We start from the raw sequence: 14977 nt of genomic DNA on the forward strand, positions 1-14977 counted from the left end.
CACCCAGCGTCGTAGAACGCATTCAGTTCGGTCACCCGAATCCTGTTGGATGTGCACCACCGCATCCGCTCTTCTTACGGCGAAGAAGCTTGCCGACCGGCAACGCCGCCAACCTGTGCTCGAGCTCCGACGGAGACCTTCCGTATCGGCCCTCCGGGCACAACCCTGTGCCCGAAAGGCCTGACCACTTGTCTGACACACATACTCCCGACACGACGTTCGCCGCGCTCGGTGTCCGTGACCCCCTGGTGAAAGCACTCGCCGACAAGGGGATCACCTCCCCGTTCCCCATCCAGGTCGACACCCTCCCCGACACGCTGTCGGGCCGCGACGTGCTCGGCCGGGGAAAGACGGGCAGCGGTAAGACGCTCGCCTTCTCCATTCCGATGGTGTCCCGCCTCGCGGGCGAACTGTCGGGCGGAAAGCGCCGCCCGGGTCGCCCGGTCGGCCTGATCCTGGCCCCCACCCGTGAGCTCGCCACGCAGATCACCGCCACCCTCGAGCCCCTCGCAGCCGCCTACGACCTGCGGGTCACCACGATCTTCGGTGGTGTCTCCCAGAACCGTCAGGTGAGCGCCCTCAAGGCCGGCGTCGACATCGTCGTCGCGTGCCCCGGACGGCTCGAAGACCTGATGAAGCAGAAGTTCGTGAGCCTCGACGCCGTCGAGATCACCGTGCTCGACGAGGCCGACCACATGGCCGACCTCGGCTTCCTGCCCGTCGTCACCCGCATCCTCACCGCGACCCCCCAGCAGGGACAGCGGCTGCTGTTCTCCGCCACCCTGGACAACGGCGTCGACAAGCTGGTGAAGCGGTTCCTGAAGAACGAGGTCCTGCACTCGGTCGACGAGGCGAACTCGCCCGTCGCGGCCATGACGCACCACGTGTTCGACGTGGACGGCGTCGAAGCCAAGCGCAAGCTGGTCGAGCGGCTGGCCTCCGGAACCGGACGCCGGATCCTGTTCATGCGCACCAAGCACCAGGCCCGCAAGCTGGCCCGTCAGCTCACCGAGGCGGGAATCCCCTCGGTCGACCTGCACGGCAACCTGTCGCAGGCGGCCCGTGACCGCAACCTGGCGTCGTTCTCCGCCGGTGAGGCACGCGTGCTGGTGGCCACCGACGTCGCAGCGCGCGGCGTCCACGTCGACGACGTGCAGCTGGTCGTCCACGTCGATCCGCCCGCCGAGCACAAGGCATACCTGCACCGTTCCGGTCGCACCGCACGCGCGGGCAGCGCCGGCGACGTCGTGACGGTCGTGCTGCCCGAGCAGCGCAAGGACCTCGCCGTCCTCATGCGCAAGGCCGCGATCAAGGTGACCCCCGTCCGCAGCACCGCGGATTCCGCGCACGTGCTCGACCTGGTCGGCGACATCGCACCGCACGTAGCGCCCGCCCCCAAGGCGGCGGCGCCGGCGTCGAACGGCGGCGGACGCAATCAGCGACCGGGCGGCGCCCAGGGTGGACGCGGCGGTCAGGGCGGTCGCGCACACGGTCAGGGCGGCGGCGCACGTCGCTCCCGCTCGGGTGGAGCCGGACGCCCGCGGGCCGCTTCGTCCACGGGCGGCGGAACCCGCACGGCGTCCGCCGGTGGCGCACGCCGCCGTCAGGGCTAGAACTTCTCGAGGTGGACGGCGTCGGCCAGTGGCCGGCGCCCCCGCCACCCGAACCGCTCGAGATCCGGCACCTGCTGGAACTCGGCGACCTTCCCCACGCACAGCCAGGCGATGGGGCGCACCGGCTCGGGGATTCCCAGCAACTCGGTGAGATACGGCTCGTCGTAGAACGACACCCAGCCGACGCCGACGTTCTCGGCGGCCGCGGCGAGCCACAGATTCTGGATCGCGAGCACCGCGGAGAACAGACCGGTGTCGTCGACCGTGTGCCTGCCGAGGATGTGTTCGCCGCCGCGGCTCCGGTCGTAGGTGACGACCACACCCATGCCGCTCTCGCAGATCCCTTCGATCTTGATGGGATCGAACGTCTTCTTCCGGTCTTCGGGCAGCGACTCCGCGAAACGCCGCCGCGCGCCGGCCACGTGGTCGGCGAATGTGGTCAGCGTCCCGGTGTCGCGGACGACGACGAAATCCCACGGCTGCGTGTTGCCCACGCTGGGGGCGCAGTGCGCCGCGCCCAGGATGCGGTCGAGCACGTCGGACGCGATCGGCTCCCCGGTGAACTCGGCCCGCACGTCGCGGCGACGACGGATCGCGTCGTACACGGACAGCGCGGGCTCGGGATTCGTTTCAGGACTACACGCAGACTCGGTCACGCGGTCACGGTATAGCGGTGCACACCCAGCATCGCGCCGGGGTCCGCCGCTTCTCCCTCCGCCACGACGCAGTCCGCGAGCCGGGTCCGCACGTGCCCGGCCTCGATGTCCGCGCCGATGAGCACCAACTGGGTCGCCCGCTCTTCACCGGGTTCCCAGCGCGTCGACGTGAATCTGATGTGCGGGCCGACCGTCTGCACCTCGAACTTCCGCGACTGCCCGGGCACCGCGAAGTGCACGAATCCCTTGATCCGGTAGATCCCGACCGGCCGCTTCTCGAGGAACTCGACGAGCCGCCGCGGATCGATCGGGTCGTCCGAGGCGAAATCGACTGCCTCGTAGGACGCGTGCAGATGATCGTGGTCTCCGCAGTGGTCGTGCTGGTCCAGCAGGAGCTGGTCGAGGGTGAGTTGCTCCCCCGCCGCCGGTTCACGCCCGGGTTCACGGTCGAACAGCAGGGTGGGCTCGATTCGGCCGTGGGCGGTGGTCAGCACGGGCGCCCGGTCGTTGTAGTCGCGGACCATCGCCTGCACGGCGGCGCGTCGGGCGTCGTCGATGCGGTCCGTCTTGTTCAAGATCACGAGGTCGGCGAGTGTGACGTGCTTGCCGAGGTCCGGGTGCTGCGCCGACATGTCCTCGAACTGCTCGCCGTCGACCATCACGACGAGACCGCCGTACACGACGTGCGGGTTGGTGCTGCCGAGGACGAGCCGAATCATGTTGCGGGGCTCGGCAAGCCCGCTCGCCTCGACGATGATCACGTCGATCTGCGACGAGGGATGGGCGAGGCGGTCGAGCATCTCGTCCATGTCGCTGACGTCCACGGCGCAGCACATGCACCCATTGCTCAGCGACACCATGGAATCGACCTGACCGGCCACCATCATCGAATCGATGTTCACGGCGCCGAAGTCGTTGACGATGACGCCGACCCGGACCCCGCGGTTGTTGCGCAGCACGTGATTGAGCAGAGTGGTCTTTCCCGAACCGAGAAATCCGGCGACGATGACGACGGGAATCCGCTTCTTCGCCAACGCTGCGACCTCCGTGGACCTCGATGAGCTACCGGGCGCCCATCCTAGCGTCCGGCACACGGGTGGGAGTCAGCCCACCGCGGCGAGGATCGCCGCGGTGACGTCGGCAGCGGGTGCCATCGGCAGCGCATGGTGTGTGGCTCCGGGAATCGTCGTGACCGTGGCCGCCGGGAGCAACCGGCGGACGTTCGCCGCCACCTTGCCCGGATCGTGCGCCCGGCTGCTGCCGGCCAGCACCACAGCGGTGTGTGCGGTCAGTCGCTCCAGCGCGTCGGGCTTCGGGCGTGGCGGCACCACGAGCGCGGTGCGGCCGAAGGCCGCCGTCCCGAGCGCGGCGACGCCGAGCCACCTCGGGTCGACTCCGGCGCCGGCGGTCTCCCAGTCGATCAGGCTCCGCTGCCGCGTCTCCGTCGGCCGGATCAGCACCGGCAACGCCCGGAGCAGGTATTTCGAGCTCATGCGCGCAAAGCAGGACGTCGGGTCGAGCAGCACCAGGCTGTCGACGCGACGGGGATCGTGCAGCGCGTAGGCGAGGGCGATCATGGCTCCGTACGAATGGCCGACCACTGCGGACGCGTTCACCCCGAGGTGGTCGAGCACCGCGTCGAGCCACTCGAACAGGGTCTCGACCGTGCGCAATGGTGCACCGTCGTTCACGCTGCGCCCCACGTCGCCCATGACGTCGACCGCGAACACCCGGTGACTGCGGGCGAGCGCCGCGACGTTCGCGATCCACACGGTCGACGTCGCCCCGCCCCCGGGGAGCAGGAGAAGCGGCGCCCCCGACTCCGGTCCGCACACGTTGACCCGGGTGGGCCCGAACGGTGTCGGGACGTCGACGGGTGTGACGTTCACCGGCCAGTGGTCCAGCAGCGCGTCGTAGGCCCGGACGAAGTCGTCGACCGTCGTCATCAGCCCTCCTCGAATTATCTCGATAATCGAGATACTAGACAATCGAAGGAATAGTCGCAGTAGATTGCGGGGCGTGGACCCGGACGAAGGCGCACAGACCGTGCACCGGCTGCGTGCCCTGGCAGTCGAGCTGAACCTGCTCGGTGCCGAATTCGCACAACTGCACGGACTGCACACCACCGATCTCCGCGCCCTGATCTGCATCCTCGACGCACACCGGGCGGGCCTCGCCGCCACACCCGGATGGCTCGGAAGTCAGCTCGGCATCAACTCCGCCTCCGTGACGGCCCTCCTCGACCGGATGGAGAAAGCAGGCCTGATCCGGCGCGACCGGGATGCCGACGACCGCCGCAGGTCGTTGCTCGCCGTCACCCCCCGGGCCGTCGACCTCGGTCAGACGTTCTTCGGACCGCTCATCGACCGGGCGGCCGCCGTCCTCGACGACTTCGACGCCGTCGAAAGAGCCACCATTTCACGGTTTCTCGACGGCGTGAACCGTGCTGTCGCCGTCGAACGCCAGGCCGGCGCTCACCGCACGGACGGCGCGGAGTCGAGGTCGCGGACGCGACGCGCCGGCGACCCCGCATAGAGCCCGTTCGGCTCGCAGTCGCGGGTGACCACCGTGCCCGCCCCGACGACACAGCCGTCCCCCACCGTCACTCCGGGGAGGATGATCGCGCCTGCGCCGATCCAGCACCCGTCTCCGACCACGATCGGACGGTCGACCACTCGCCCGCCCCGGCCGGAACTCGGACCGATCTCGTGAGTGCTCGTGATGAACTGGGCACGGTGCCCGACAGCGACCTGCCTGCCCAGCGTGATCGGTGCGGTGCCGTCGAACAGCACTCCGCGGTTGACGAACGTCCCCAGCCCCATCGTGACGTTCCTGCTGCCGAAATAGCAGCCGGAATAGATGCCGGCTCCCCACACTTTCGCGCCCGCCGCCATCAGCAGGAGGACGCGCAGCCACACGGGGACGAACGCGGAGGCCTGGACGATGGTGACGAACCGCATCCCGTCACCCTATCCCCACGGATCAGGTTCGCCACCGGTAGTTGCTCGTCGTTAACTACGACATCGCCCGAAGATCCGAGGCGCGGCGTACGATGTGGGCGCCATCGAAGATGCCCGAGGGGGGACAGTGACACAACTGGATAGCGACGGATTCGCTGCACTGATGGAGTCCATCCCCCATGCGATCAGCGTTCACGACCGGGAACGAAACCTCGTGTTCAGCAACCCCGCGTGCGCGGCCCTGATCGGCTACGACACCGACGAATTCGCCGACCTCGAACACGAGAAACTCTTCCACCCCGACGACGCCGAACTGTGGGGCACCATGCTCGCCCGGGTCCTGGGCCCGGAAAGCACCAGCGCGACAGCACATCTGCGCATCCGCCACCGGGAAGGCCACTGGATCTGGGTGCGCGTCGCGGCATCCACGTTCACCGCGGGCACCGAAAGGTTGGTCGCCCTCGTACTCCAGGACGAATCAGACACGATCTGGGGCAACCCCACGGCCGCGAGGCAACCGATCCGATAACCACCCGCTCACCGACCATCGCCGGACGCCGCGCCACTGCACGGCGGAGTGCGGACGGTCGCGCCACATCGCCGGCAGAAATGAGTACGGTGCCCACCGTTGTTCGACGTCGCGCACCCGCAGACCTCCCACCCCACCAGGCACGTATTGGCGGCCAGCGTGTGCCCGTTCGGACAGCGCCCCGGCGCGGTTTCGGTTCTGGCGGCCACACGTCGAATCTACCCGGTAGTCGAACATATGTGCGAGTTCGCCCTGGGTTCCGACGCTGCGATGGTCGGTCACATGTAGTTGCCGGGCGAACCGTCCTCCTGCCCGTCCTCCCGCTCCACCAGGAACCAGCTCCCGGGGGCGTAGATCAGCTCCCGGGCGGCACGGACGATGACGAGCGCCCCGGACTCGTGGATGCTGTAGCTGTCGTCGTCGCCGAAGTCGGTGACGGCGAACTCCGCCAATTGGTCGAATGATCGATGCGTCACAGTGAATGTCATGACGCCAGTGTCCCACCGGGACAAAAGGATGAACGAGGAAAGCCTCCCACCCGCATTGTCTGCGGATGAGAGGCTTCTCTCTAAAGTGGAGCTAAGGGGACTCGAACCCCTGACCCCCACACTGCCAGTGTGGTGCGCTACCAGCTGCGCCATAGCCCCGTATTCGGTTGTTCTCCGCACTCGGAATGACTTCCTCCGTGCTCGAAGAAAGTTACACCATTGCCGACCTGGCCAACAAATCGCCTGGTCAGAGGCGCTTCGCGCCCGTGCGTGGTTAAGGAGTCCAGACACTCGTCAACCGCGCACGGGCGGCGGAGCCGCCTACAGCTGCGACACCCAGTTCTCGTTGGACAATGCATCGATCACGGTGCCGTCCTCGACCACGGCAGGGGTGCCGGTAGCGCCGCTCGCGGCGAGGGCCTGACGGCCCGCCTCGGCGTGTGTCCGGGCCTGCTCGACCTTCGCGCCGGTGGTGATGCACTGGGCGGCCGCGTCGGACGCTCCGGCGTCACTGGCGATCTGCGCGAGCTCCTCGTTGGTGTGATCGGAGCTGCCGTTCTCCTTCGGCTGGTTCGACGGGGAGAACAGCGCCGCGTGGAACGCCGAATACGCCACGGCGTCACCGGTTTCTGCGACGCACTCGGACGCCGCGACGGCGCGGGTGGAGTAGTCACCGCTGGCCGAGAGCTGGTCGAGGAAGTTCAGGACGTGGTAGCGGACGGCTACCTTGCCGTCGTCGATGGCCTGCGCGAGTTCCTGGCCGTTCTTGTTCTCGAGCTCAGCGCAGTACGGGCACATGGGATCTTCGAACAGGTCGACCGTGGTGGCCGCATCGGGACGGCCGAGAAGCACGACGCCGTCAGCCTGCAGCGCCACCTGGACCTCGGAGTTCTGGACCCCGCCGTAACCGTCGTTGCGCGGCTTGCTGCGGTTGCTCTGCCAGATCACACCGCCGATGACCAGTACGGCGATGACCAGTACGGCGAGCCCACCGAGAATGTAGGTGGACCGGCTGGATTCCGGCTGCGGGTTGTACTTGTTCTTCGAGCTCACGTGGATGCAGTCCTTCGACGTCGGATCGATTTACCGGATGCTTACTCTGCCATCGCCTGCTGAGGGGTCACTGAGAAAGTGGTGCGTGAGCCGAGTCCCAGTGCGACCGGGGTACGGGGAAACACGATCAGCCACACCGCCAGTGCGAGGAAGCCCACATCCCGGAGGATTTCCTTGGTGTAGTCCCAGCCGTTCACGTCGGCCGCACCGCCGCCGCCGAAGCATCCGCAGTCGATGGACAGCCCGCGGGCCCACACCGAGACGATCACGCCGATGAGCACGAGCAGGAGCACGACGGACACCGCGGCCGTGGCGCGGACGGCGAGCCCGATCAGCAGGAGCAGACCGAGGGCGATCTCGAAGAACGGCAACGTGTTGGCGACGGGCCGGACGAGGTCCTCGGGGAGCAGTTGATACGCGCGGACCGCGATGATCGTCTGGGCGGGGTCGGCGACTTTGAGTGCGCCGGAGACCAGCCAGACGGCGGCGAGAGACAGCCGGGCGAGAAGGGAGACGACCTTGATCCACACCCGAACGAGCGTACCGAAGACGCCGGTCAGACCGCCTCGACCGACACCTTGGGCGCCGGCTTGTTCGGCACGAGCAGCCAGCCCACTACGGCGAGGAGCATGACCCCGCCGGTCACGCCGAATGCGACCGCGTACGACAGGTGCTGGGCGAGCAGACCCGCCCCGACCGGGCCGAGGACCCCGCCGACATCGGCGACCATCTGGAAGGTGGCCAGCACGGGACCACCGCGGGACTTCGCGCCCACGACGTCGGCGACCGCGGCTTGTTGCGCGGGACTCATCACTCCGGAACCGATGCCTGCGATGCCGGACAGCACCAGGAACACCAGCAGGTTCTCGCTGAGGCCCATCCCGACGGTGCTGGCGCCACACACCAGCAGTCCGATCAGGACGAACAGCTTCCGGCCGTAGACGTCGGACAACCGCCCGGACACGATGAGGACGAGCGCATTGCCGACGGCGAAGACGGTGAGGGCGATGCCTGCGAGCGCGGCGTCGCGGTGCAGTGCCTCGACGACGAACAGTGGCACCATCGCCACCCGCACCCCGAAGATCACCCCGCCGAACGCGAAATTCGAGCCGAGCGCGGCGCGGTAGACGGGCTGCCCGAGGGCCTCCCGGAGCGTCATGGCGGCTCCGGCGGCGGTGGCGTCGGGCGCCGTCAGGTGCGAACCCCGCAGGCTGACGAAGACGACCGCGGCCGCGATGACGAGGGCGATCGCGTAGATGACGAACGGAACCCGGAGCCCGAATCCGACGAGCAACCCGCCGACGAGGGGTCCGGAGATCGATCCCATCAGGAAGCTCGTCGCGTAGAGCCCGGACACTCGACCGCGGCTGTCCACGGGTGCGATGCGGATCACCAGGCCCATCGCCGACACCGTGAACATCGTCGAGCCGATGCCACCGAGTGCGCGGAAGACGAGCAACTGCCAGTAGTCCCCCGCGACCGCGCAGGCGGCGGTCGAGGCGGCGACGATCAGGAGTCCGGTGATGTAGACCGGCCGCTCCCCCAGTTTCTGCACGAGCCGGCCGCTGACCGGGGCGAAGACCAGGCGCATGAACGCGAAGGACGAGATCACGACGGTGGCCGCCGTCACGCTCACGTCGAAGCTGCGGGCGAATTGCGGGAGGGCGGGTGCGACGATCCCGAATCCGAGTGCGATGACGAAGCTGGCCGAGACCAGCACCCAGATTTCCGAAGGGAGCCGCGGGCTGCGCCCGGCGGGCAGCCCGGCTGCGCGAGTGTTCATAGTTGAATCCGATGGTAGGTGCCCCCGGTTCCGCGGCAGCACCTACCCCGGCCGAGTTCCTACTTCAGGACGTCGGCCACCAGTTCCTTGGCCGCCGCCTGTACCTCCGCGAGATGGTCCGGGCCTTTGAAGGATTCGGCGTAGATCTTGTAGACGTCCTCGGTGCCCGACGGCCGCGCCGCGAACCACGCCGACTCGGTGGTGACCTTCAGCCCGCCGAGGGCTGCCCCGTTACCGGGGGCACTCGTCAGCGTCGCGGTGATCGGCTCCCCCGCCAGTTCGGTTGCCGACACCTGTTCGGGCGACAGTTTCGCCAGTACCGCCTTCTGCTCCCGGGTGGCGGGGGCATCGATGCGCGCGTAGGCGGGGCTGCCGAACTGCTCTGCCAGTTCCCGGTACCGGACCGACGGTGTCTTGCCCGTCACCGCCGTCATCTCCGAGGCGAGCAGGGCCAGGATGATCCCGTCCTTGTCGGTGGTCCACACCCCGCCGTCGTGGCGCAGGAACGATGCGCCCGCACTCTCCTCGCCGCCGAATCCGAGCGAGCCCTCGAGAAGTCCGGGGACGAACCACTTGAAACCGACCGGCACTTCCAGCAGTTCACGGCCGAGGCTCCCGACCACCCGGTCGATCATCGACGAACTGACGAGCGTCTTACCCACCTTCACCGTCGAACCCCACCCCGTGCGGTGCGAGAACAGGTAGTCGATGGCCACCGCGAGGTAGTGATTGGGATTCATCAGTCCCCCATCGGGAGTGACGATCCCGTGCCGGTCCGCGTCGGCGTCGTTTCCGGTGGAGATGTCGAACCGGTCCTTGGCTCCGATCAGCGAGGCCATGGCGTCGGGCGACGAGCAGTCCATGCGGATCTTGCCGTCGGTGTCGAGGGTCATGAACCGCCATGTGGCATCGACGAGCGGATTGACGACCTCGAGATCGAGCCGATGGGTGTCGGCGATCGCACCCCAGTAGTCGACGCTCGCTCCGCCCAGCGGGTCGGCGCCGATCCGGACTCCGGCGCTCCGGATGGCGTCGAGATCGAGCACGCCGGGCAGGTCGTCGATGTAGAAGCGGAGGAAGTCGTACCGCTCGGCCCGCTGGATCGCCCGGTCCGCGGAGACTCTCCGCACACCCGAGAGGTCCCGGCGGAGTAACTCGTTCGCACGGTCGGCGATGATCGTCGTCGCCTCGGAGCCTGCGGGGCCACCGTGCGGCGGGTTGTACTTGAAGCCGCCGTCGCGCGGCGGGTTGTGCGACGGCGTCACGACGATGCCGTCGGCCCGCGACTCCGGGCCGCTGCGGTTGTAGCGGAGAATCGCGTGACTGACCGCGGGAGTCGGGGTGTACCGGTTCCGCGAATCGATCAGCACCGTCACGTCGTTCGCGGCCAGCACCTCCAGAGCCGACGTCCACGCCGGCTCCGACAGGGCATGGGTGTCGCGCCCGACGAACAGCGGTCCGTCGATGCCCTGGGACGCCCGGTACTCGACGATGGCCTGGGTGGTGGCCAGGATGTGTGCCTCGTTGAAGGCGTTGTCGAGGCTCGACCCCCGGTGCCCCGATGTCCCGAACACCACCTGCTGCAAGGGATTCTCGGGATCGGGCACGCCGCTGTAGTACGCCGTCACCAGGTGCGCGATGTCTACGAGATCCTCCGGCAGTGCCACCTGACCCGCTCTGTCGTGCGCCACGAGACCTCCTGGAAATTCATCGGGATCGAACTCGACTACCCACCCATCCTGCACCCTCGCACCGGAGTCTGCCCTCAAGACGTCAATCGGAATCCCAGCCAGGCGGCGGCCAGTCCGGCCGCCACACTCGCGACCACGTAGACGACGGACGTGAGCACCAGGCGGATCCGCAGCAGTCCCACCGATTCCACCGCGAACGTCGAGTACGTGGTCAGGCCGCCGCAGAAGCCCGTGCCCAGTAACGCGAACGTCTGCTCGGACATCGACGCCCCCGACAGCAGTCCGAGGATCAGGCACCCGGCGACGTTCACGAGGAAGGTGGCCACCGGAAAGCTGCGGTACGAGTCGACGTACCGGCCGGTGAGGTATCGCGCCGTCGCACCGAGCGCGCCGCCCAGCGCGACGAGGAGAACGGTCATGCCGCCGCCTTCCGCGCCAGCCGGTGCCGGTGACCGGCGAGCATCCCGAGCCGCGCCGCGAGCAGGGCAGGAATCAGGGTGGCCACCACGTAGAGCGTCGCGGTGACGGCGTCCTCCCGCACCGCGTCCACAGCGAACGTCGAGAACGTGGTGAAACCGCCGAGGACGCCGACTCCCAGGAACAGTCGCCACAACCGGTCCGGCCCGACCGTCTCGGCGAGGTAGCCGAGCAGCAGTGACCCGACCACGTTGATCAGAAGGACCGTCCAGATGCCCGGCCACAGCTCGGACAACAGGAATCTCGCGGACGCACCGAGCGCGCCACCCAGCGCGACCACGGCCACGGGTTTCGTCAGGGACACGGCACACATCGTGTCACGGCGGCGGGCCGCGGCGTTCGAACTCCGCCGGGCACAAAAAATCCGGGCCGGACACCTGGTGGTGTCCGGCCCGGACCTTGGTGGAGCTGCCGGGAATTGAACCCGGGTCCTCCGCAGCAAAGCTAGGGCTTCTCCGTGTGCAGTTTGCTATGTCTCTACTTGGATCTCCCAGTCTCGCAAACAAGCCAGGATGACGATCCCAGTCGCTGTTGGTTGTCCCATTCGACTCCGCGACCGAGTCGAACGGTAAAGCCCTCTAGCTGATGCCAGTACCCGGACCGAGGGCGAACCCGGACTGACAGACACGCAGTCGCTACTTAGGCAGCGAGTGCGTAGTCGCGCTGATTGGAATCGGCGCTTATATGTTTGCAGCGACGCTTACGGTGGTCTCTTGCCTGCACCGACACGCTTCCCCTACCTCAACGTACGCAGTCGAAACCGTTCAGCCCCGTACGTGCCCCACGAGTCTCGCGGGGCCACCTAGTGTAACGCGAACCCGGTCCGGTTTCATCCCGGTTTTCGTCCCGAGTGTCGGCAGCCGTATTTCAGCTGGCCACGGCGATCATTCCGACGGCCGCGAGGGCGAGGAGCATGCCCGCCTGCTGCATTCTGCTCACCCGTTCGCCGAGCATCACCATCGCCAGCAACACGGTGGCCGCGGGGTACAGCGACCCGATCACGCTGACGAGCGACAGCAGCCCGCCCTGGAACGCGTACATCATGGCCGCGTTGGCCAGGACGTCGAGGAAACTCACGTACACGGCGAGCTTGAGGGGTTCACCGTGGGGCAGCACGAAGTGGCCGGCGGACAACGCGACCAGCCACACCACCGCGGTCGCCGCGGCACGCGACACGGCGAGCGCCCACATCCCGCCGTCGTCACCGATCTGGTGCAACGACACGAACGAGAGCGCGAACGCGATGCCGGAACCGACGGTCAGCAGCGCCACGGTCCGGGTGAAGCGCAGCACCCTGCCCCCGGCCACCTCCCCCGCGGTCTCGTCGGGAGATTCCCGGCTGACGAGGACGACGGCGACGAGGGCCACGGCGATCCCGACGTACGCGACGGGCCCGGGCCGCTCACCGAATGCGAGCCCGATCAGCACCGGAATGCCCGCGACCAGCACGGCCGTCAGCGGCGACACCACCGACATCGGTCCCGACGCCAGCGCGAGGTAGAACCACCAGACAGCCACGCCACCGGCCGCTCCCGCGAGGGCGCCCCAGACGAGGGAGGACGAGGTGAGGGTGCCCCCGGCGAACGGGGCGATCGCGAGCACGATCAGCAGCGACAGCGGGTACGACACGATGACGACGCGAAGCGCCGCCACCCGGCGGGACGCGACTCCCCCGATGAAATCGCTCACGCCGTAACCGATCGCGGCCACGAGCGCGAGCAGGATCGATGTCAGCGCATGCCCTTGACTCGGCGGCCGAGTTCGCGGGTCACCTCACGCTCGGCGGTCCGCCTGGCCAGATCCTGGCGCTTGTCGTAGTCCTGCTTACCCTTCGCGAGCGCGAGCTCCACCTTGACCTTGCCGTCGGAGAAGTACATCGACAGGGGAACCAGGGTCTGGTTTCCCTCCCGCGTTTTGCCGACGAGATGCTCGATCTCCCGCTTGTGCAGCAGCAACTTCCGGGTACGGCGCGGCGCGTGGTTGGTCCACGTGCCCTGCGTGTATTCGGGAATGTGCAGGGAGCGCAGCCAGACCTCACCGTCGTCGACGGTGGCGAACGCGTCGACCAGCGACGCCTTGCCCTCGCGCAGACTCTTCACCTCGGTACCGACGAGGGCGATCCCCGCCTCGTAGACGTCGAGGATGGTGTAGTTGTGACGCGCCTTGCGATTGGTCGCAATGACCTTGCGGCCCTTTTCCTTCACGTTCCGGGCCTTTCAGTCCGCGATGTCCGAGGTGAACAGTTCGTACCCTCCAGCATAGGAGAAGAAGCAAGCCGAATTATTCGCGGACGTACAAGCGCAGGGTCACGTACGCGGTGACCGCCGCCATTCCGACGCCCACGAGCACCAGCACCGGCGAGACGAACAGCACGTCGCTGTTGGAGATCCGGGCCACGATGTTGGCCTCGTACACGTCGGCGAGCACGTCGTCGATGAACATGTTCTTCGCGGTGAACAGGCCGACGATGGCGAGGACGGCACCCACCAGCGCGGCGACCACCGCCTCGAGCAGGAACGGCAACTGCGTATACCAGCGGGTGGCACCGACCAGCCTCATGATGCCGACCTCGGTGCGCCGGGTGAACGCCGCGATCTGAACCATGTTCGCGATCAGCAGGATTGCGGCCACGGCCTGCACGATCGCGATCGCGAACGCGGCGTTGCGCACACCGTTGAGGACGCTGAAGAGCCGCTCCACCAGCTCGCGCTGGTTCAGGACGCTCTCGACTCCCGGGCGGGTGCCGAACTTCTCGTTGATCACGCCGAACCGCTCGGGATCGCTGAGCTTGACCTTGAACGAGGCCGGGAAGCTGTCGGGGCTGACCAGTGCGGCGAGTTCGGGCTGATCCTTGAACACCCGCTCCGTCGCGTCCTTCACGGCGTCGTCCCGGTTGAGGTACTCCACCGACACCACCGACGGCGTCTCCTCCAGTTCCGTGCGCAACGTCTTGCAGATCTCCCCCTCACAACCCGGGTCCGACGTGGAGATGTCGTCGGTGAGGAAGATCTGCACCTCGACGCGGTCCAGGAAGATCTGCTGGGTCTTGCCGGCCATCTGCACCACCAGCAACCCGCTGCCGAACAGGCCGAGCGAGATCGCGGTGGTGAGGATCATCGCGATGGTCATGGTGACGTTGCGACGGAGTCCGGTCAGGACCTCACTGAAAATGAAACTGGCACGCATCGGGGAATCAGAGTCCTTCGTAGGAGACTTGGGGACAGTACTGAAGCTGGAGTGCAGGGAGGGCGGCTAACGCCCCACGCCGTACACACCCCGAGCCTCGTCGCGCACCACTCTGCCGAGGTCCAGTTCCACCACCCGACGGCGCATCGAGTCGACGATGTGGTGGTCGTGGGTGGCCATCACCACCGTCGTTCCGGTGCGGTTGATCCGTTCGAGCAGCAGCATGATGTCCTGGCTGGTCTCCGGGTCGAGGTTTCCCGTGGGCTCGTCGCACAGCAGCACCAGCGGCCGGTTCACGAACGCCCGCGCGATGGCGACGCGCTGCTGCTCACCGCCCGACAGTTCGGTGGGGAGACGGTCCGCCTTACCGGACAGCCCGACCATCTCGAGCACCTCGGGGACGGTCCGGGAGATCATCGCGCGCGGCTTCCCGATCACCTCGAGCGCGAACGCGACGTTCTCGGACACGGTCAAAACATCCTTATCCTTAATTACATTAATCCTCTCCCCATCATTTCATCAACTTCCCTTTTTCATCAAT

The 14977-nt window shown here is 67.5% G+C and carries 17 protein-coding genes, 1 tRNA gene, 1 other RNA gene and 1 pseudogene; 3 read left to right on the forward strand and 17 right to left on the reverse strand.

Features of this window, described 5'->3' with window-relative positions; genetic code table 11:
* Positions 1-188 precede the first annotated feature (188 nt).
* The gene (locus tag OYT95_RS04360) at positions 189-1613 is read left to right on the forward strand and encodes a DEAD/DEAH box helicase (protein WP_174484750.1); all 1425 of its coding nucleotides are present in this window, start codon (positions 189-191) and stop codon (positions 1611-1613) included.
* On the opposite strand, the gene bluB is transcribed toward OYT95_RS04360, so the two are convergent.
* The 3 genes from bluB to OYT95_RS04375 form a co-directional block, all read right to left on the reverse strand.
* Positions 1610-2269 (reverse strand): 5,6-dimethylbenzimidazole synthase, encoded by a 660-nt coding sequence (bluB, locus tag OYT95_RS04365; RefSeq protein WP_052033814.1) that lies wholly within the window; start codon positions 2267-2269, stop codon positions 1610-1612. The genes OYT95_RS04360 and bluB overlap by 4 nt on opposite strands.
* Positions 2266-3303, reverse strand: a complete 1038-nt coding sequence (locus tag OYT95_RS04370) for a CobW family GTP-binding protein (protein ID WP_268790864.1) — start codon at positions 3301-3303, stop codon at positions 2266-2268. The genes bluB and OYT95_RS04370 overlap by 4 nt, the downstream gene beginning before the upstream one ends.
* Positions 3304-3372: 69 nt before the next feature.
* Positions 3373-4215, reverse strand: coding sequence for an alpha/beta fold hydrolase (locus tag OYT95_RS04375; protein WP_268790865.1), 843 nt, complete (start codon positions 4213-4215; stop codon positions 3373-3375).
* Positions 4216-4279: 64 nt separating this feature from the next.
* Here OYT95_RS04375 and OYT95_RS04380 point away from each other — a divergent pair, with 64 nt between their 5' ends.
* The gene (locus OYT95_RS04380) at positions 4280-4804 is read left to right on the forward strand and encodes a MarR family winged helix-turn-helix transcriptional regulator (RefSeq protein WP_268790866.1); all 525 of its coding nucleotides are present in this window, start codon (positions 4280-4282) and stop codon (positions 4802-4804) included.
* Here OYT95_RS04380 and OYT95_RS04385 read toward each other — a convergent pair.
* Complete coding sequence (locus OYT95_RS04385) at positions 4744-5229, reverse strand: acyltransferase (protein WP_037245311.1); 486 nt, start codon at positions 5227-5229, stop codon at positions 4744-4746. The two genes, OYT95_RS04380 and OYT95_RS04385, sit on opposite strands and share 61 nt — an antisense overlap.
* A gap of 127 nt (positions 5230-5356) precedes the next feature.
* Here OYT95_RS04385 and OYT95_RS04390 point away from each other — a divergent pair, with 127 nt between their 5' ends.
* Positions 5357-5758, forward strand: a complete 402-nt coding sequence (locus tag OYT95_RS04390; RefSeq protein ID WP_037245308.1) for a PAS domain S-box protein — start codon at positions 5357-5359, stop codon at positions 5756-5758.
* Positions 5759-6036: 278 nt separating this feature from the next.
* Here OYT95_RS04390 and OYT95_RS04395 read toward each other — a convergent pair whose 3' ends face one another.
* The 13 genes and pseudogenes from OYT95_RS04395 to OYT95_RS04455 all read right to left on the reverse strand — a co-directional run.
* Positions 6037-6246, reverse strand: coding sequence for a hypothetical protein (locus tag OYT95_RS04395; protein WP_011598322.1), 210 nt, complete (start codon positions 6244-6246; stop codon positions 6037-6039).
* Between the two features lie 86 nt (positions 6247-6332).
* Positions 6333-6405, reverse strand: a tRNA-Ala gene (locus OYT95_RS04400).
* 162 nt (positions 6406-6567) lie between these two features.
* Positions 6568-7299: a DsbA family protein gene (locus OYT95_RS04405; RefSeq protein ID WP_037245306.1), complete on the reverse strand. Its 732-nt coding sequence runs from the start codon at positions 7297-7299 to the stop codon at positions 6568-6570.
* Positions 7300-7340: 41 nt separating this feature from the next.
* Positions 7341-7829 carry a MauE/DoxX family redox-associated membrane protein gene (locus OYT95_RS04410; RefSeq protein ID WP_037245303.1) on the reverse strand — a complete coding sequence of 163 codons (489 nt, stop codon included), beginning with the start codon at positions 7827-7829 and terminating at the stop codon, positions 7341-7343.
* Positions 7830-7855: 26 nt separating this feature from the next.
* Entirely contained in the window at positions 7856-9082 is a 1227-nt protein-coding gene (locus OYT95_RS04415; RefSeq protein ID WP_268790867.1) for an MFS transporter, read from the reverse strand.
* A 59-nt stretch (positions 9083-9141) separates the two neighbouring features.
* Positions 9142-10773, reverse strand: coding sequence for a phosphoglucomutase (alpha-D-glucose-1,6-bisphosphate-dependent) (gene pgm / locus OYT95_RS04420; RefSeq protein ID WP_037245296.1), 1632 nt, complete (start codon positions 10771-10773; stop codon positions 9142-9144).
* A gap of 74 nt (positions 10774-10847) precedes the next feature.
* Complete coding sequence (gene crcB / locus OYT95_RS04425) at positions 10848-11192, reverse strand: fluoride efflux transporter CrcB (protein WP_112299336.1); 345 nt, start codon at positions 11190-11192, stop codon at positions 10848-10850.
* Complete coding sequence (locus tag OYT95_RS04430) at positions 11189-11563, reverse strand: fluoride efflux transporter FluC (protein WP_112299335.1); 375 nt, start codon at positions 11561-11563, stop codon at positions 11189-11191. The genes crcB and OYT95_RS04430 overlap by 4 nt, the downstream gene beginning before the upstream one ends.
* 87 nt (positions 11564-11650) lie before the next feature.
* Positions 11651-12022, reverse strand: a transfer-messenger RNA (tmRNA) gene (ssrA, locus tag OYT95_RS04435).
* A gap of 95 nt (positions 12023-12117) precedes the next feature.
* Entirely contained in the window at positions 12118-12960 is an 843-nt protein-coding gene (locus tag OYT95_RS04440) for a DMT family transporter (RefSeq protein WP_037245287.1), read from the reverse strand.
* A gap of 20 nt (positions 12961-12980) precedes the next feature.
* Positions 12981-13454 carry an SsrA-binding protein SmpB gene (gene smpB / locus OYT95_RS04445; RefSeq protein ID WP_005240226.1) on the reverse strand — a complete coding sequence of 158 codons (474 nt, stop codon included), beginning with the start codon at positions 13452-13454 and terminating at the stop codon, positions 12981-12983.
* Between the two features lie 76 nt (positions 13455-13530).
* The gene (gene ftsX / locus OYT95_RS04450) at positions 13531-14436 is read right to left on the reverse strand and encodes a permease-like cell division protein FtsX (RefSeq protein ID WP_112299333.1); all 906 of its coding nucleotides are present in this window, start codon (positions 14434-14436) and stop codon (positions 13531-13533) included.
* 66 nt (positions 14437-14502) lie between these two features.
* Positions 14503-14907: pseudogene (locus OYT95_RS04455) on the reverse strand (cell division ATP-binding protein FtsE); the annotation flags it as partial.
* Positions 14908-14977 lie beyond the last annotated feature (70 nt).

The sequence above is a fragment of the Rhodococcus sp. JS3073 genome (genome assembly GCF_026810085.1).
Lineage (GTDB): Bacteria > Actinomycetota > Actinomycetes > Mycobacteriales > Mycobacteriaceae > Rhodococcus_F > Rhodococcus_F wratislaviensis.